The 18,510-nt window shown below is 40.2% G+C and carries 14 protein-coding genes; 8 read left to right on the forward strand and 6 right to left on the reverse strand.

Features of this window, described 5'->3' with window-relative positions; all coding sequences use genetic code 11:
• Nucleotides 1–176: 176 nt before the first annotated feature.
• The 4 genes from E4O01_RS13270 to E4O01_RS13280 form a co-directional block, all read right to left on the reverse strand.
• Nucleotides 177–1,916, reverse strand: coding sequence for an ABC transporter ATP-binding protein (locus tag E4O01_RS13270; protein WP_253692689.1), 1,740 nt, complete (start codon nt 1,914–1,916; stop codon nt 177–179).
• 383 nt (nt 1,917–2,299) lie between these two features.
• Nucleotides 2,300–3,109, reverse strand: coding sequence for an ABC transporter ATP-binding protein (locus E4O01_RS14950; protein WP_371922624.1), 810 nt, complete (start codon nt 3,107–3,109; stop codon nt 2,300–2,302).
• Nucleotides 2,991–4,262 carry an ABC transporter transmembrane domain-containing protein gene (locus E4O01_RS14955; protein WP_371922612.1) on the reverse strand — a complete coding sequence of 424 codons (1,272 nt, stop codon included), beginning with the start codon at nt 4,260–4,262 and terminating at the stop codon, nt 2,991–2,993. Before E4O01_RS14955 ends, E4O01_RS14950 begins: the two co-directional genes overlap by 119 nt.
• Nucleotides 4,263–4,387: 125 nt before the next feature.
• A complete protein-coding gene (locus E4O01_RS13280; protein ID WP_253692690.1) occupies nt 4,388–5,038 on the reverse strand; it encodes a helix-turn-helix domain-containing protein in 651 nt (216 codons plus the stop codon).
• Nucleotides 5,039–5,192: 154 nt separating this feature from the next.
• Between E4O01_RS13280 and E4O01_RS13285 the strand changes: the two genes are divergently transcribed.
• The 4 genes from E4O01_RS13285 (at nt 5,193) to E4O01_RS13300 (ending at nt 9,483) form a co-directional block, all read left to right on the forward strand.
• The gene (locus E4O01_RS13285; protein ID WP_253692692.1) at nt 5,193–6,566 is read left to right on the forward strand and encodes an L-cystine transporter; all 1,374 of its coding nucleotides are present in this window, start codon (nt 5,193–5,195) and stop codon (nt 6,564–6,566) included.
• Nucleotides 6,567–6,576: 10 nt separating this feature from the next.
• Nucleotides 6,577–6,864, forward strand: a complete 288-nt coding sequence (locus tag E4O01_RS13290; RefSeq protein ID WP_371819583.1) for a CC/Se motif family (seleno)protein — start codon at nt 6,577–6,579, stop codon at nt 6,862–6,864.
• 148 nt (nt 6,865–7,012) lie between these two features.
• Complete coding sequence (locus E4O01_RS13295) at nt 7,013–7,735, forward strand: FadR/GntR family transcriptional regulator (protein ID WP_253692696.1); 723 nt, start codon at nt 7,013–7,015, stop codon at nt 7,733–7,735.
• Between the two features lie 17 nt (nt 7,736–7,752).
• On the forward strand, nt 7,753–9,483 hold the full coding sequence (locus tag E4O01_RS13300) for an NAD(P)/FAD-dependent oxidoreductase (RefSeq protein WP_253692700.1): 1,731 nt from the start codon (nt 7,753–7,755) through the stop codon (nt 9,481–9,483).
• Between the two features lie 161 nt (nt 9,484–9,644).
• On the opposite strand, the gene E4O01_RS13305 is transcribed toward E4O01_RS13300, so the two are convergent.
• Both E4O01_RS13305 and E4O01_RS13310 read right to left on the reverse strand, forming a co-directional pair.
• A complete protein-coding gene (locus E4O01_RS13305; RefSeq protein WP_253692701.1) occupies nt 9,645–11,384 on the reverse strand; it encodes an ATP-binding cassette domain-containing protein in 1,740 nt (579 codons plus the stop codon).
• A complete protein-coding gene (locus tag E4O01_RS13310) occupies nt 11,381–13,123 on the reverse strand; it encodes an ATP-binding cassette domain-containing protein (RefSeq protein ID WP_253692702.1) in 1,743 nt (580 codons plus the stop codon). Before E4O01_RS13310 ends, E4O01_RS13305 begins: the two co-directional genes overlap by 4 nt.
• A gap of 246 nt (nt 13,124–13,369) precedes the next feature.
• Between E4O01_RS13310 and E4O01_RS13315 the strand changes: the two genes are divergently transcribed.
• From E4O01_RS13315 to E4O01_RS13330, 4 genes are read left to right on the forward strand one after another with little or no spacing between them, the layout of a single operon-like run.
• Nucleotides 13,370–14,755 carry an NAD(P)/FAD-dependent oxidoreductase gene (locus E4O01_RS13315; RefSeq protein WP_253692703.1) on the forward strand — a complete coding sequence of 462 codons (1,386 nt, stop codon included), beginning with the start codon at nt 13,370–13,372 and terminating at the stop codon, nt 14,753–14,755.
• Nucleotides 14,745–15,101, forward strand: coding sequence for a DUF1667 domain-containing protein (locus E4O01_RS13320; RefSeq protein ID WP_253692705.1), 357 nt, complete (start codon nt 14,745–14,747; stop codon nt 15,099–15,101). The genes E4O01_RS13315 and E4O01_RS13320 overlap by 11 nt, the downstream gene beginning before the upstream one ends.
• Nucleotides 15,098–16,657, forward strand: a complete 1,560-nt coding sequence (locus E4O01_RS13325; RefSeq protein ID WP_253692707.1) for an FGGY-family carbohydrate kinase — start codon at nt 15,098–15,100, stop codon at nt 16,655–16,657. The genes E4O01_RS13320 and E4O01_RS13325 overlap by 4 nt, the downstream gene beginning before the upstream one ends.
• Before the next feature lie 13 nt (nt 16,658–16,670).
• Complete coding sequence (locus E4O01_RS13330; RefSeq protein WP_253692709.1) at nt 16,671–18,428, forward strand: FAD-binding oxidoreductase; 1,758 nt, start codon at nt 16,671–16,673, stop codon at nt 18,426–18,428.
• The last annotated feature ends 82 nt before the right edge of the window (nt 18,429–18,510 follow it).

The following is an 18,510-nucleotide window of genomic DNA, read 5'->3' on the forward strand; positions in this document are numbered from 1 at the left end:
CTCGAAACTTAAAACTACCGGCATCCATGCCGGAACACATTACTAACCGCCGGCTTTGAAATAGGCGAGGTAAGTACAAGGAGGTAGCCAATAAAAATTAACCGCAGGCGTACTTTATGTACGGTGAGGATTAATTTTTATGCAGCGACAACGTAATCGCCCGCCTATTTAAAAGCCTATGCCGACCAGCTTTCACTCTCCTTTTGCAGCCTATACATCACAGGATACGAGGAGTTTCCTTTCATCAATTGTTCGTGCGTGCCGATTTCTTCTATTTTGCCTTCTTTGAGGACAACGATTTTATCGGCGTGTTCTACGGTGCGCAAACGGTGGGCAATGACGATGACGGTTTTATTTTTGACGAGTTTCGTCAAGGCTTCTTGAATGAGCGTTTCGTTTTCGGGGTCGAGGGCTGCCGTTGCCTCATCGAGGAGAATGACGGGTGCGTCTTTTAAAAGAGCGCGGGCAATGGAAAGCCGCTGCCGCTCACCGCCTGAAAGGGTGTAGCCGTTTTCGCCGATAACCGTGTCGTAGCCTTCAGGCAGTTTTTCGATAAAATCATGGCAGCGTGCAGCTTTTGCGGCGGCAAGCACCTGTTCCTCGGTTGCGTCCTTATTGCCGATAAGGATATTGTTGTACACCGTGTCGTTAAAAAGCACGACATCTTGAAACACAATTGAAAAAGCCGTTAAAAGCGTTTCAGGCTCTACAGTCGAAACGTCAACCCCGCCGATACGCACCGTACCGGAAGAGGTATCCCAAAAGCGCGCGGCAAGGCGGGCAATCGTGGATTTTCCGCAGCCTGAATGTCCGACAAGGGCGGTGATTTCTCCCTGCTTTGCGGTAAAGCCGATATTGCTTACCGTATCGCGCTCCGCATCATCATTGTATGAAAAGGAAACATTGTCGTATTGAATGTCGTAGCCGTTGGGATTAAACGTTTCGCTTCCTGTCTGCTTGGGATAATTGACGATTTCCAGCTGGCGTTCTACCGCCGTACGTGCATGAAAAAATTCGCCGAGCAGCATAAACACGGCGGTAAGGGGCTCAAAAATTCTTCCGGCAATCAGCAAAAAAACAAGATAGGTAAAAAGCGGCAATGTCTTTTGTGCATACAAAACCGCACCGGCGGCAATAACCAGCGGAAAACCGAAACGGATAACAATGATGGAACCTATCATAACGGAGCCGACAAATAATTCAGCCTTTACCGCTTCCTTTGTACTGTATGCAATATCGTCTTTTACTTTTTGAACATAGCTTTCTTTTTTGTCGGAGGATTTAAGCACCTTGACATTGTCGAGCATTTGCTGAATTGAATTATAAATACCAAAAAGAATTCCGTTCATACGGACTGCATAGCGGCGTGCCTGTTTACGCGACAAGTACACGAATAAAAAACCGAAGGCTGCACAGGTAAAAAGGGCAAGGGTCATACGCCAATCGAAAAAGGCGAGCATTGCCGCCGATATAATGATTGAAGCTATAGCCCCGAATAATTCTGCCCCCGTGTGTCCAAGTGCGTGTTCTATTGTCGTAACATCGTTTAAAAGCGTCGCCGTCAAATCGGATAAATCTTTTTTTCCGAAATACGAAAGGGGGAGCTTGCGGATACTTTCGGCAAGGGAAATGCGCACGTTCGCCGACTCTTCGTAGCAGGTATTGAACGTTTTGCGGTATTTCAGTTTTTCAATCAAAAAAAGAACAAAAACGATTAGGACACACAAGCCGGTAATCACCCACGGATTGAGCGGCGCAAGAGAGCCCCCTTCAAGCGGCTTTAAAAGCTCCTGCAAGGCATAAAATGAAAGTCCCATAGGCACAATCAAAAACAAATTCCCCAAGGTTGCAATCACGACCGCCTTATTTAAGTCCCGAGCCCCCTTGTCCGACAAAGCAAAATATTTTTTTAACATACCTTCTCCTTTGTTTGACAGCCGAAAAAATATCAATTTTTGAGACTGTCAAACACCGCACTTTCGCAATGAAATGAGAAAGTGCATACTATAATTATGATGTTTTGCGCTTGCCGCAAAACTCAAAGTTGAAGCGGAAGACACCATTTGTGTCCGGAGCTTCAACACATCTCCTTAAAAATTAGATGTTTTTGAATAAACCTTTTTTCACCGTCCGCGATGTTTTACGCGTAAGCGTAAAACTCGGTGTTCAATTCCGCTATAGGCGGAATTGATACAAACTCAAAGTTGAAGCGAGCGGCACTATTTCAGCCGCGAACTTCAACGAAACTCCTTAAAAATTAATTCATAATCAAGCATTCCCGATTCCCAATTCATAATCTCTAACCGGCATTCAGTTTCCAGCTGATACCCGATTGGAAGTTATTCCACATCTTGGTGTATGTGCCGCCCTTTGCCGAAAGCTCCGCGTGGGTTCCGCTTTCTTCGATTTTACCGTTATTGATAACGCAGATTTTATCCGCATTCACAATAGAAGAAAGGCGGTGAGCAATCATAATGACGGTTTTGTTTTTAAGCAGCTGACTGAACGTCTTTTTGATTTTATGCTCGTTTTCCGCGTCGGCAAAACTGGTAGCTTCGTCCAGCACGACAATGGGAGCGTCCTGTAAAAGGGCGCGGGCAACGGCAAGCCGCTGGGCTTCTCCGCCTGAAACATACGTCCCCTTGGTGCCGTATACAGTGTCTATGCCGTCCGGAAGTTTTTCGATAATGTCCATACACTCGGCTTTTTCAAGCACGGCAAGCACTTCTTCGCGTGTTGCGTCTTTTTTGCCGTAGCGGATATTTTCAAAAATGCTTTCGTTAAAAAGCTTGTTTTCCTGAAACACAAAGCTGATAAGGTGCATAAGGTCATCAGTTTTGATATTCTTAATGCTCACGCCGCCGATGGTAATTTCCCCCGAATCGAGCTCCCAAAAGCGTCCGAGCAAATTGACTAACGTTGTCTTTCCTCCGCCCGAAGGCCCTACAAGGGCGGTAAGCGTATGTTCGGGAAGGTTAAGCGATATACCGTCAATCGCTTTTTGAATGAGATGCAGGCTTTTCCGATTGACCGTCTGCCCGCTCCTGTTCCGCCTTTCCGCCGCTTCCCTTTGAGTCCGCCGCCGTATTTGCGGTTTTTTCTTCCGTATTCTCACCCTTTGTGCCTTGCGCCGTGCTTTCGGCACTTTCTTTATAAGAGAACACAACATCTTTAAAAGCAATATCGAACCTTTGCGGCATAACGGACTTTTCAGGCTCCGGAGCGGCTTTTTCGTTTAAAATAGCCTCGATACGGTTTAAGGCATCGCCGCCTTGCATATTCAAACTGGAGCCGTACATGATTTTTATCATCATATTAAACATCACCGGCGAAAGTGAAAGATAGAAAATAAAGCCGTATAAAAACTTTGCATAGCCTTCACCTTGGATTGCCGTTCCTGCAAAAATAACGGCAGCCGGTACCAAAAAGACAAAGCCCGCTTTTAAGAGTGCAAGAAAAATCGAATAGCCGTTTTCCCAGCTCATCGAATATTTTAAAACATAATCGCGGTAATTCACAATTGAAGTATAAAAGTCCTTAAAACGGTGTACCGATTGATTAAAGGTTTTTACCACCGAAATGCCGCGGATATACTCGGTTCCCGCACTGTTCATTTTTTCGAGGGCATTTTCGTAGTTTTCCATAAAGCCCATTTTTCGTCCCTTTGCCATCATTGCCCCTTGCAATATGAAGGCAATAACGAGCGGCAAAAACGAAATGAGCCCGAAGCGCCAATCAAAAAAGAACATCAAAAATAAAACGGCAATGGGCGTTACCGCATTTTGTACGACATCGGGAAGCATGTGCGCGATAAGCCCTTCAAGCGAATGGACGTTTTTTTCAAAGACCTTGCGTACCGAACCGCTTGCATGTGTTGTGTGCCAGCCGACCGGAAGGCGCGCAAAGGTATCCGTCAAGCGCATATTTAAATTCCCCATCAGATTGAAGGCGGTAATATGCGAACACATCAGTGCTGCAAAATAAAGGAGGAAGCCCACGGCAGCGGCGGCTAAACCCCATCCGCCGTAAATCATCATCTGTCTTACATCGACCGCAACGCCTGCCGTATATGCTGAAATAATGTCACGCATAACATAAAAAACCAGCGCATACGGAATAAGCATAGCAATTGTGCTTAGTGCCGAACAAAAAAGCGACAAATAAATCAAAAGTTTGTGTTTACCTGCATAGGCCAAAATGCGGGTAACAACTCCTGCTTGTTTCACTTTTTTAGGCGTTTTTTTTTCTTCTTTTTCATTCATAAATTTATTCTCCTTGTGAAATTAAGATATTAATACAAGCTAACATAACTTTGTTATGTTAGTAGTTTATTACAATTTTGTCAATAGTAAATTAAATAAAAAGAAGATGAATTCGTGGTGTGCGGTTATTCAAGAGCGTAACTTTCAGCCGGGTCATAGCAAATTTTTTGCCATCCGGCCTCATAAAAATCGTCCAGAATCAAAACATACCGCTGAGCCTTTTCGTATGGAGTATCCATCTTTATTGTGCGGAAAAGGCATTCCCAAAAGGATCTATCGATAGTGTTGAAAAGTTCAATATCAACATGGGTCCGGCCTTGCAGCATACCGTATTCTTCATATGCTTTGCGATCAGCCTCATACACGGCATTCATCATTTTATCGAACAAGTCTTCATATTTTGTTCCTTTCCCTGAACATAAAAGCAGTTTCATTGCTTCAAAGTTCCGGTACGCATATTCAAGCATTTCTTTCCGGCCTTCCAAGCGTACGGCTCTCCGTTTTTCTTTTTCTGTAATGGGAATAGCAAAATGTTTTTCGTACATAAGTTTTTGTCTTTCCAGAAGATCAAAGTATGTATTCTTTACTAAGGCATCAAACAAAGCTTCTTTATTTTTAAAATGAAAATAAACTGCCCCTGTAGTAAGACCTGCTTTTTTTGCAATTTCGCGGATATTACTTTTTTCCCAGCCTTTTTTTAAAAATTCTTTAGCGGCGTATTTTAAAATATTTTCTTTGGATGATATCGGAGTTTTTATGCTTTTATCTTTTTCCATAACAGGGTTATGTTATTCATTTTTAACTTTTTTGTCAAGAATATTGTTCCGATATATAAAAAATTATTTAATAAAGGTAGTCTAGTAAAAAGTTTTTAATTATGGTATAAAATGTGCCATAGATTTGAAAATACAAAATCACTAGGAGTTTTTTATGAACACAATCTGGATAGTGGGAATTGTCGCCGCTGCATTTTTACTCATGTATGGAATTAGATACATGAAAAAACTTAATATGAGTTTTAATGTACGCGTGGTTACAGCCCTTGCCGTTGGTATCATCTTTGGCGCAATATTGCAGCTGACTATTAAGGATACGGCTTTGATCAAAAAAGCCATGAGCTGGATTACCTTAGTAGGAAGCGGTTATGTAAGATTGCTCAGAATGATTGTTTATCCCTTAATCATTGTAAGCATCACAAAATCGATTGCGACACAAAAACAAAACATCGGAAAGGCGGCTGGAAGAATTTTAGCCGTTCTCGTAATTACAGTTGCAATAGCAGCTCTTGTCGGCGCTCTTACAACTTCTGCATTCGGCTTATCGGCAGAAAACCTCACAGCAGGTGAAAGCGAAATTGCCAGAGGAAAAGCCATGGAAGGCAGACTTCACGATTTTGAAGCAAAACCCATCCAACAGCAAATTCTTGAAATTATTCCGATAAATCCTTTCTACGCATTTTCAGGACAGGGTTCAAATGCAACCCTTGCTACGGTTTTCTTTTCTGCAATGCTTGGTTTTGCAGCCCTATTCTTAAAAAGAAGCAATCCCGAGAGTGCAGAAGTATTTATTAAATGGCTTAATTCTTGTTCCGATGTTGTAATGCGGCTTGTACGTATGGTTCTCCGAATTACCCCTTACGGAGTTTTAGCCCTTATGATCAATATTACTTCTACTTCAAATTTTTCGGAAATATTGAGGCTTATCGGGTTTATAGGAGCAAGTTATATTGCAATTATTTTAATGTTCATAGTTCACGGATTATACTTGCTGACTGCCGGATTAAATCCCATTACCTTCTTTAAGAAAAGTTTTTCAAACCTTATGTTTGCATTTACATCAAGGTCTTCGGCTGGCGCTCTTCCTCTGACTATTTCAAATCAGGTAAACAACTTGGGTGTTCCCGAAGGAATAGCTAACCTTGCCGGAAGTTTAGGTACAAGTATCGGACAAAACGGTTGTGCCGGAATTTATCCTGCAATGTTGGCAGTTATGATTGCTCCTACTTTGGGTATAAATCCTTTGGCTCCGGTATTCCTTGCAAAACTCATTGTAATTACGGCATTGGGAAGTTTTGGAATTGTCGGCGTAGGAGGCGGAGCAACATTTGCCGCAATTATAGTTCTATCTTCAATGGGGCTTCCGATAACGCTTGCAGGTCTTCTTGTTGCTATTGAACCCCTCATTGATATGGGCCGAACAGCCTTAAACGTAAGCGACTCCCTTCTTTCAGGTGTAATTGCCGCAAAAAGAACGGGTGAACTGGATGAATCCATCTATAACAGAAAAGAAATAATTATCGAATAAGGAGATAAATATGAATATAAACATTGATTCCAAAGTATTGGATTATTTGAAGAAAATTGATTCTAAAGCAATAACTATCGATCTGATAGGCTGTGCTTCCTGAGGCGTGGGAGAACCCCAGCCGGTCGTGTCACCGGCAGCGCCCAAAAAAGATAAGGAAGAGTTCAATTTAATAAAATCGGGAGATGTAGATGTTTATGTAAAAAATAAAATAAAAGCATCAAACGATACTCTTTCCGTAAAATACAAAAAAGTATTATTTTCGGAAAAATTAATTGTAGAAGGTATCGTCTTTTAAATAATCTTGTTAAATTAGAACTAAAAGCGGCAGACTGCTCCTATTGAGCTTCTGCCGCTTTTTTATAATATTCTATAAAATAAAACTTGACAAATTTCAGTCTCTATGTTAGCATATTGGTGGTAAGACCACGGCTAAGGGGTATGTCATGGAATCGGAGGAGCAGGGCTTAAAAAAAGAAAAAATAGCCTCAATTATTCAAGATGAAATTTTGACTGGTATCTTTTTACCGGGGCAACAGCTGCCGCCCGAACGGGATTTTGCAGAAAGATTTGACGTATCTAGGCCTGTAGTGCATGAAGCTCTTCTCGGGCTTCAAGCCAAGGGGCTTATAACAATCCGTCCTCGCCACGGGTGCATTGTAAACGATTTTACCTCATTTATATCGATGGGGCTTTTAACCGAGCTTTATCGAAACAAACAAATATCCGAACCCGAAAAAATTGAAACAGGTCTTGTCGAATTCAGGCAGCTTATTTTGATATACATTATAAAAAAACTTATAAAACGAGTTTTAAAATTATCGTTAAAAGAACGGCATCATTTTTTTCTCCCTTTAAACAATAAGATTCTTTTTTCTCTGCCTGAAGATATTGAAACCTCAGCAATTGAAGACTTTGAATTTTACCGAACCCTGATAGAATTATCGGACAGCCCTATTTTTCTACTAACCTTTGAAACAGCAAAAGAAATTTATAAACACCAATTTAAACAGTTTTTATGTGAAGACCTTTCCTATGCAGATAAAATTCCGGAATACAAACAGCTTTTTTTTAATGCTCTGGTCGAAGCAGATGAAGAAAGGGCTTTACGGATAATGGCACAATTAACCCGGCCCGAAACCTATAGGGATGGAGCTTATCATAAATAATTATTGAAGGCAATGTTATGAAAAATGAGGATTTTAATAAAAAACTTTTACGCTTACAAAAAAAATTAAAGCGGCTTAAGCTCGATGAAAGAGTTAAAATTTCACTTGACGTAAAATCCGTTGTTTTAGAAGGCGATGTTTCTTCGATGGAAGAAAGAATGACGGCCGGCTATGCTGCTGCCCGCTGCGGGTTTAAGGGAGTCGTAAACGATCTAACTATAAACGGCAAAGGTGAAGAACCCATGCGCCTTCCCAAAATAAAGGATTCTATTTTAGCGGGCAGGGACTTTGATGCCGTAATCATAGGCGGGGGTGTTATAGGCTGTGCCATAGCCCGCGAACTTTCACGCTGCGATTTAAAAATCGCCCTCTTTGAAAAAGAAAGCGATGTTGCAATGCAGGCATCGGGGCACAATGACGGAATGATTCATCCGGGCTTTGCAGATAATCCTAAAAAGATAAAGGGCAAGCTGAACACACGCGGCAACAGAATGTACACAAAGATTTCAGAAGAACTGGGGTTTGAAATAAACCGCTGCGGCAGTTTTTTTCTTTTTTATCATCCGGTTTTTAAATTGCTCATTCCGCTTATGAAAAGAAGATGCCGCCTAAACGGAGTGGATGGAGATTACGGCTACCGCTCCCAAAAAGAAGTAAAAAAAATGGATCCCTTTATGACCGATAAAAACTACGGAGGCCTATGGCTTCCCTCGGCGGGGGTTGCTTCGCCCATGAAGGTTACCGTTTGTTATGCCGAAAACGCTTGTCAAAACGGAGCGGAATTCTTTTTTAACACAGCCCTAATCGGTGTCAAAAAAGAAGGCACAGCCGTAACAGAACTTATAACCAGCCGCGGAACCTGCCGGACAAAACTTTTAATAAACGCTGCCGGAGTTTGGGCAGACAAGGTTGCAGGTCTTGCAGGCGACAGATTTTTTTCGATCCATGCACGCAAGGGAACGGATGCCATCCTCGATAAGAGGCTAAAGGGCTTACAAAAAACGTGCTCCGCCATGCCGAGCCTTTTAAGACTGCGGAAAGGGCACTCAAAGGGCGGAGGTATAATGCCCTGTGTTGAAGGCAACCTCCTCATAGGCCCCAACGCCCTAGAGGTTATGGACAGGGAGGACTTTTCTACAAGACCCGAAGCCTTTGAAGAAATAAAAAAACACTTAAAGCTAAACTCAAAGGTTTCACCTTCCGACATAATAACCTACTACAGCGGAACAAGGGCCTGCACATGGGAAGAAGATTTTATCGTTGAAGCTTCCGAACGAGTCGATAACTTGGTACACGCTGCAGGAATTCAGTCCCCCGGCTTTGCTTCCGCTCCGGCCATTGCAGAGGACATCGTAAAGATTTCCGTTTCAATCTTAAAGAAAAAAATGGACGTAAACTTAAAAGAGAATTTTTTGCCGATCAGGAAAGCTATGAAGCCGGTTTCCGAAATGGAAACTGAGGAAAGAAAACTTTTAATCGAAAAAAATCCCCAATACGGAAAAATCATCTGCCGCTGCGAACAGGTAAGCGAGGGCGAAATAAGGGATGCGGTGAACAATCCTTTAAACGTATTCACCCTTGATGCAATTAAAAGAAGGGTAAGGGCCGGAGCCGGCAGATGTCACGGAGGCTTTTGTACTCCCCATATCTTAAAAATTATTGCGGAAGAAAAAGGCATCCCCGTTGAAAAGATCACAAAGAAGGGAGAGGGTTCCGAGCTTGTTCAGCCGATAGAAAACTTTGAATAAATAATAATTGGGAACCTCTAAAAACTTCAGTTTTTTAGAGGTTTTCTTTAGATTTAATTTGCGATGTTTTTAATAAGTCATTATTACATAAAGACTTATTAAAAACTCGTCGGGCATCTCTAAAAATCCAACAAGGTTTTTAGAGATGCCCAATTATATATTTAAACATACCATTTTGATTGACCTTGAAAAAGATTATAAAACTCGCCCTTTTTTTTCATAAGAGAGTCAAAATCGCCGAACTCCGTCATTTCACCTTTTTTTAAAAATAGGATAAGGTCTGCCTTTTTTGCCAAAGCCAACCGATGCGTAATTACAATAGCCGTTTTATTTTCTACTATTTTTTGCATAGTTGAAATTATAAAAGCTTCGGCTTCGGGATCTAAAGCTGAGGTCGGTTCATCAAGACAAATAAAATAAGAATCGGGATATAAAGAGCGGGCAAGAGCCAAGCATTGTTCTTGTCCTTTCGAGAGAGCCGTTCCGTTAAACTCAGGCCCAAGCATAGTATTTTTATCTATAGCTTTCTTTTTTCCGTTCATTGTCAGACAGTCTAAAAGATTATCTATTTTTTTATCGTCTTTTTTTCGAAGATCCGATATTTCAATATTTTCTTTTAAACTTGCGTTATACGTAATAAAATTTTGACTTAATGAAGAAATGCCTTGTAAAAAACAATTATCGGCGGTATTTTTACCGTTAATCATAATACGGCCCTTTGAAGGTTCATACAAGCCTAAGAGTAATTTTGAAAGAGTTGTTTTACCTGATCCGTTTTCTCCTACAATAGCAAGAGTTGTCCCTTTAGGAATTACAAAATTTAAATTATGCAAAACTTCCATTTCGGAATCGGGATAAGAGAAGCAAATATTTTTTACTTCAATTTCAGGCGGTTCAGTAATTTTTACTTCATGTTTTTGCTTTTCGGTTTCATTTATCAAAACTTCAAGAGCTTTAAGTTCTGCACCTGCATCGCGTATTACGGAAAAATCATTATCGAATATATTCTCAATAATAAAAATAAGAGTTCCTGATGTTGCAAAAACGGTTCCAAAACTTGCGATTGAAATTTTTTGGCTAAATACCAAATATATTGAATATCCAAAAAGCAAAAAATAAAAGATAAAATTCAAACTCTTTACTTTTAAATCTATTTTTAAGTTTTGTTTTTTAATATCAATGTGAAGATCTTCTACATCTTCAGAAATTTTTTTATATTTTTTTAATAAAAATGAAACTATATTCAAGGTTCTGGTTTCTTTAAAAAATTCTTTTGAAATAATCATTTTTTCGGTATAAGACTTTCTATGACGGGCTTGAGCCAAGGCATCCGTTTCATTTTCATAATTTAAAAGCTGATACTTAAATATAATAAAATTGGGAATAATTATTGCAAGAAAACTAAAGCCTAATATAATATCAAACGTAAATAAATAATATGACATTGACACTATTGCAGGTATTGTAGAAGTAAAGGTCATAACAATTATCATTGCAACATAACCTGAAATAAAAGCTCCTTCTCTAGCTAAATTTGATCTTTCAATATTATGAGCCGAATCAAAGAAAATAAGAGGCTTACGGACTAATTTTTTATGCAGTAAAAAATTAACATAGCCTGAAACTTTTTTTGCATTTATTTCAATAAGGTAATTTATAAATCCGTTAATGAAAAAATTAAAAGCAATTGAAAAAACAAAAATACTTAAATGTAAAAGAAACATTTTATCAAACATTTGAGAATTTGAACTTTCAAGATACGAAAAAAAGTTGAATGTTGCCTTTGTTACAAAACCAAAACTCAATCCGTCAATGATTGATACAAATATGGTAAAAACAAAATATGCTTTCCCTGCACGCAGAGAATTTAAAACAGACATTTTTATTAAACTTAACTTCATGAATATAACTCCTTTTGTGTATTGTACATTTGAGCATAAATTCCGTTTTTTTGAATTAAATCATTATGTGAACCAGATTCAGCAATAGTTCCATCCTTTAATACTATTATTTTATCTACAAGCGGAGTAATGCCCAGTCGATGACTTATAAAAACAGCCGTTTTGTTTTTTATTATATCTTTTAAAAAACTATAAATTTTAGATTCTTGCGATGGACTTAAAGCGGCAGTCGGCTCATCAAAGATAACTATCTTTGCATTGCTTATAAAATTTCTAGCCATCGCAATATTTTGCCATTGTCCTCCCGAAAGATTTACCGATTTATCATCCCCTTTTCTCAAAACAAATTCCGTATCAATTCCGTTTAATGAAAATAAATTGACAGCATTTTGAATTTCCGATATGGACGCTTTTGGATTACCTATTTGTATATTTTCAATTAAGTTTAAATAGTATTTACCGTAATCTTGGAATACGGCAGCAAAATGTTCGGATATGGATTTAGAACTTAATGTTTTTAATTCATTACCATTTAATAAAATCTCACCCGAATAATTTTTATAAAGGCCTAAAAGAAGTTTTATAAATGTTGTTTTACCGCAGCCGTTTTCCCCTACAATTGCATAAGATTTATTTAATTGAAAATCATAGTTAATATCATGCAAAATTATTTTCTGTGAATAAGGATAAGCAAAGCTTAATTTTTTTATATTTAAACTTTTAATCTTATCAATAAAAACAGCTTCATTATTTTCTACTTCGTTAAATGATTCAAATTCGTTAAAATCTTTTAAGTAATTCGATAATTCCGATTTTATTTCGAGAACAGAATATAGATCCCAACGGATTATATTTAAAAAAGATGATAATTGTTTTATACTTGCGATTAAAAAACCGATAGAAATAAGATTTGATTTTACTTTTAATGAAAGCTCAATTAAAAAATAAATAAAAATAAGCATTGTTAAAAAACTTGATGACTCCAAGCGCAAAATATTTTTTAACTTTGTCTTTTTTTCATGTTGAATTAAAGTTTTATTCAGTTTACGGTATTTATTATTTAGAGCATCGCCGTAATTATAAATTAATTTTTCTTGTCCGAATTCACCTTGACAAAGAATATCGGAATAATAATCGCACATGCGGTCTAAAAAAGCATCTTCTTTTTTTTGAGTGTAATTCTTTTTCCCGTTATAATCTGAAATTAAGATAACGGCAGCAATGCCCGCCAAAATAATAAGTCCCTTTATCCCCATAACCGAGAATACAATTATTATAATTGATATTAGTTGAAATAAAATTTTAAATATAGAAAGCAGTTGATTATGTTTTTGAATAAAGCCTTTTAAAATTTCTTTTTTTATTAAATTAATTTTATCGTACAGTTCACCGTTTTCAATATAATAATATTCCAATCTGCTTATTTTGCTTATAAATCCGGTTTCTAACGCTAGATTTATCTTTTTTACCTGCTTATAGCTAATACGTCTTATAAAAAGATCAAAAAAATAATTAAAAAAGATAAGCGAGAAAAATAATATGACTGCTAAACCTATTTGCCATTCGATTTCTCCGCCTTTTTTAAGTTCTATCACACTATCCGTCAAAAAAGTAAAAGCTAAAACTTCTAAAAGCGGATAAAAGCCGTTAAAAATTAATTGAAAAAACTTAATAAAAAAATAAGACGGGCTTATTTTAAAAGGAATTGTTAAAAATGTTATGATTCTATTTTTTTTCATACAATATTACCCTCCATGAATAAAAACTACAAAGCAACACAAGTTCAAATTAATTCTTTTTAAGAAAGAGAATGTGTTTTTGCGGTTTATGATATTTGTTTAATATCACTAAGGCTTTTAAATGCCCTATCGGGTAATATTGTTCATAATAAAATTATTATAACACAATAAAAAAAATCTGTCAATGTCTTGATTCAAATACTATGTCCTTGACAGATATTACTTCCCGTATTATCATAGCTTCAAATGAAACAACTCGCACTTACCGATTATGACATCATCGTTATAGGCGGTGGCCCTGCCGGAATGGCGGCAGCCTTGGCCGCCTCAGAAAAAAATCCTAAGCTAAAAATTGCCCTCATCGAAAGAGAAGGGCAGATAGGCGGCATCTTAAAGCAGTGCATTCATGACGGCTTCGGTCTAATCCGTTTTAAGGAAAGGCTTACCGGACCTGAATATGCATGGCGTTATAAGGAGATGGTCGAGGCAAAAGAGAATATAGATATTTTTCTTTTTACCTTTTTAACCAAGCTAAAAAAAGAAGACGATTTTTTTTGTATGGAATTTACAAGTCCCGAATATGGAATTTTTGGGCTTAAAGCAAGGAGTCTTGTTACAGCTATGGGCTGCCGTGAAAGGACGGACAGGCAGGTAAACATTCATGGGGATAGACCCGCAGGTATTTTTACGGCAGGACAGGCACAGGCCCTTATAAACCTTCATGGGTTTATGCCCGGGAAAAAATGCGTAATCCTAGGCTCCGGAGACATAGGTCTTATAATGGCCCGCCGACTCACCCTTGAAGGTGCAAAGGTAGAGGGGGTCTACGAAATCAAACCCGGCCCCTCAGGTCTCAGCCGAAACATCGTGCAGTGTCTTGACGACTACGGCATACCCCTTCATCTATCAACAACAGTTATTGAGATCGAAGGCAGGGAGCGGGTCGAGGGCGTAAAGATTGCCCAAGTGGATAAAAATATGCATCCGATTGCAGGCACCGAAAAAAGAATTCCCTGCGACACCCTGATTTTAAGCGTAGGTCTCATCCCCGAAAACGATATACTGTCAAGCCTCAATGTTCCTATAGACGGAAGAACAAAGGGTCCAATCGTAGATCAATTTATGCACACGGAAATTGCGGGTCTCTTTTCTTGCGGAAACGCCCTGCATGTAAATGACCTTGTCGATTATGTTTCCGAATCGGGAAAAATTGCGGGAGAAGCCGCTGCCAATTTTGCTTTAAACATGGGGGCCGGGGAAGAAAAAACTTGCCCTTTAAATATTAGCACCGGGGCGGAAAAACTTTTACCCTTAAATATCAGAGGAAAAATCCTCTATGTTGTTCCGCAAAAGATCGACACAGAGGCAGAGGGCTCTATCATCTTTTATTTTAGAGCCGCAGAAGAAATGCAAAATGTTACAGTGAGCCTTCAATCCTGCCTTGAAGACAGTCCTAAGGCGGAATCTAAGACCGGCAGCAAAACCGTCTTTGAGCGCAAATATGAAGAGCTTAAACCTCCCGAAATGGAGCGCTTTATTTTGCCTTGCGAAAAATTAAGAGGGGCAAAAAAGCTTGAAATAGTTTTAAGCGAATCTTCATCGGAAAATAAGGGGGTCAATAATGGAAACTAAAAACCTTATCTGCACAGCCTGCCCGCGAGGCTGCCGACTGAGCGTAAAAATCGAAGGCGAAAAGATCAGCGTTACAGGCAATAAATGCCCCAAGGGTCTTTCCTACGGAAAAGCCGAGGCTGTATGTCCTATGAGAATTCTTACAAGCACGATAGCTTCTTCGGTAGAAGGCTTCCCGAGACTTCCCGTAAAAACAAGCAAAGAAGTTCCCTTAAAAAATTTTGCAGAATACATGCACCTTATCAGGAAACTTAAAACGGACTCTTCAAAAAAGCCCGGAGACATAATCGTAAAAAACTTTGCCGAAAGCGGAGCCGATTTAATCGCAGCAGGAAGTTCCTTATGAAAACCCTCTTAACAATTGATTGCGGCACTCAAAGTTTACGCACAATGCTCTTTGACTTAAAGGGGAATATCTTGGCGGCAAGCCGTATTTCCTATAAACCCCACACAAGCCCACAACCTGCATGGGCCGAGCAGGATACAGAAGTTTATTGGAATGCTCTAAAAGAAAGTCTTGCCGGTCTTAAAAACAAGGCACCGGATGCTTTTGCAAACATTGCAGGAATGGGAGTTTCTTCAATGAGGGCTACTACAGTTCTGGTCGATAAGGACGGAAAGGTTTTGCGTCCCGCAATTGTATGGCTCGACAACAGGACAGCCCGAGGCCCCTATCATCCCAACTTTCTTGTACGAACAGCGTTTCATGCAGCCGGAGTTTACGATCCTATAGTTACAGTTCAGTCAAATTGTAAGATGAATTGGCTTCGAGAAAACGAACCTAAAATCTGGGACAAAACATGGAAGATGTTTTTTCTTTCAGGCTGGTTTATTTATAAGCTGACCGGAAAGGCCTGCGATGCCGTCTCCTCGATGGTCGGTTATGTTCCATTCGTGAATCGAAAAAGAGCGTGGGCAAAAAAACATTCGATCGAAGAAAAACTTATGCCCCTGGAAAACGAAAAACGGCATGACCTTACCGAAAGCGGAAAAATAATCGGCACCCTAACGGATGGAGTTTCAAAAGAATTGGGACTCCCTCAAGATATTCCCCTTGTTGCTTGCGGAAGCGACAAGGCTTGTGAAACTATTGGAGCGGGCGTAGTAGATTCATCTCTGGCCTCTTTAAGTTTCGGCACAACCGCCACAATCGAAGTCTGCTCAAAAAAATACTTTGAATATAAAAAACTCTTTCCTGCCTACTGCGGCATTCTTCCCGATACATGGCTTTCGGAATTGGAAATCTTCCGCGGCTATTGGATGATAAGCTGGTTTAAGGAAGAGCTCGGCAAAGAAGAATGTAAGCTCGCCGAATCTAAGGGTATAATACCTGAAGTTATTTTGGATAAGCTTTTACATGCTTCTCCGCCGGGCGGAAGAGGGCTTATGCTCCAGCCCTACTGGGGAGCAAGCGTCTTTGACCGTTATGCAAAGGGGAGCATCATAGGATTCGGAGATGTTCACGGGAGAGATGACCTATACAGGGCTATAATCGAAGGTCTTGCCTACTCTTTGCGTGAAGGCTTGGAATTAATCGAAGCCAAGGGAAGGTTGAGATGTGAAAAAGTTGCCGCTTCGGGGGGAGCATCCCAAAGTGATGCTATCTGTCAGATTACCGCAGACATCCTAAACCGCCCCCTTGTACGGGGAAAAACGGCGGAAGCTTCCTCCCTCGGAGCTGCAATCATAACGGCAGCCGGAATAGGCGAGTATGCTTCAATCGAAGATGCCGTAAAAGAAATGGTCTTATACGAAAAAGAATTTATACCGAACCCCGAGCACCGCTCCCTTTATGACGGTCTCTTCGGCGTATACAAAAAAATATATCCTGCATTAAAAGATATTTACAAGGATATTCAAAGAGTAACAAATTATCCCGAAACAAAAAAAATGAACGGGTAAAGGAGAATGACCTATGGGAAAAAGATACGAGTACAAGGATTTTAAGCCTGTTTGGGAACAGGTACCGCCGCCTAAGGGCTCTTTTAGAGAAGCGGCAAAGTGGGGCGACCCCGAAGAATTTAAGGAGCCTAACGAAAGGCTTTATAAATATATGAAAACCGTCTTCGGCATCGGAGATGAGACCTTTAAGCAAAAGCGTTTTGAGGGGCTTGAAGCCCTGCCCGAAAGCCTTCCGGTAAACCTGGAACAAAAACACATTGAGGCCCTAAAAGAAATTTTCGGAGAGGCAGATGTAAGCACAGCCGTTAAGGACAGGGTATCTGTCGCCTACGGAAAAACAATGTACGATGCCTATCGCCTCCGTGAGGGCATCCTCGAAAACATAGCCGATGTTGTTGTATACCCTTCCAATCATGAGCAAATCGTTAAACTCGTAAAATATGCAAATGAACATAAGATTCCCCTCTATGTGTACGGAGGCGGTTCTTCCGTTACAAGGGGTGTTGAGGCTGTAAAGGGAGGCGTCTCCCTCGATATGCGTAAAAACTTTAACAAGGTTTTAGCCTTCAATGAGGTAGACCAGACAATCACGGTTCAAGCCGGAATGTCGGGTCCTCAACTGGAAGCCCACCTAAACAATGCACAAAAAGAATTCAACGCAAGGATGGCCTACACCTGCGGACACTTCCCACAATCCTTTGAGTACTCCTCCGTGGGGGGCTGGGTAGTTACTCGCGGAGCAGGCCAAAATTCCACCTATTACGGAAACATAAAGGACATTGTATTTCAACAAACTTATGTAACTCCTGCCGGTATAGTTAAAAGCTACGGACTTCCCGCCCATGCCGTCGGCCCCGATATCGATGAGCTTATGATGGGAAGCGAAGGCTCTTTTGGAATTCTTACAAATGTTACCTTGCGTTTTTTTAGATACAGACCTGAAACCCGCAAAAAGTTCAGCTTTATATTTAAAACTTGGGAAGACGGAATGAGGGCCTGCCGCGAGATTATGCAAAACGAATCGGGCTTTCCTTCGGTGTTTAGGCTTTCGGATGCGGAAGAAACCGACATGGTTTTAAAGCTCTACGGAGTAGAGGGCACCATAGCAGAAACCGCAATGAACCTCATGGGATATAAGCCAATGAAACGCTGTCTCTTTTTAGGCTGGAGCGAAGGCGATAAGGAATTTTCAAAACAGCTTTACAAAAAGGTAAAGCGTATATGCAAACAAAACGGCGGACTTTTCTTAACCGGCAAACCGGTGGACGGCTGGGAGCACGGCCGTTTTACCGATCCCTATTTAAGGGAATCCTTGCAGGATTACGGCGTAATAATCGACACAATGGAATGCAGCGTAACCTGGGATATGATGCCTCGGGTTCACGAAGAAGTAAGAAAATTTGCCAAATCCCGCCCTCACACGGTCTGCATGACCCATCTTTCCCATGCCTATCCTCAAGGAGCCAACCTCTACTTTATCTTTATAGGCCTTTTTAAAAATAAGGAAGAATATGTAGAATACCAGTACGGCATCTTCGACAATATAATGAAGGCAGGGGCTGCCATGAGCCACCATCACGGTGTCGGCAAGATGACGGCAGCCTGGGTTGAAGAGTCCATAGGCAAGACCAATTTTGAAATCTTTAAGGCCTTAAAAAAACACTTCGACCCGAACAACATAATGAATCCGGGCGGAACCCTCGGCCTCGATATGACGGAAGATCAAAAGCGGAAACCGAAATACGCCGGAAAAACTTGGACGGAAGCTTAATTTTTTAGAACCGGATATGTTTATCAATCCGGTTCTCCTGCAATTCGGCATACGAGTTCAATATCATTCGCAAAATAATCAT

The sequence above is a fragment of the Treponema sp. OMZ 790 genome (genome assembly GCF_024181285.1).
Taxonomy (GTDB): Bacteria; Spirochaetota; Spirochaetia; order Treponematales; family Treponemataceae; genus Treponema_B.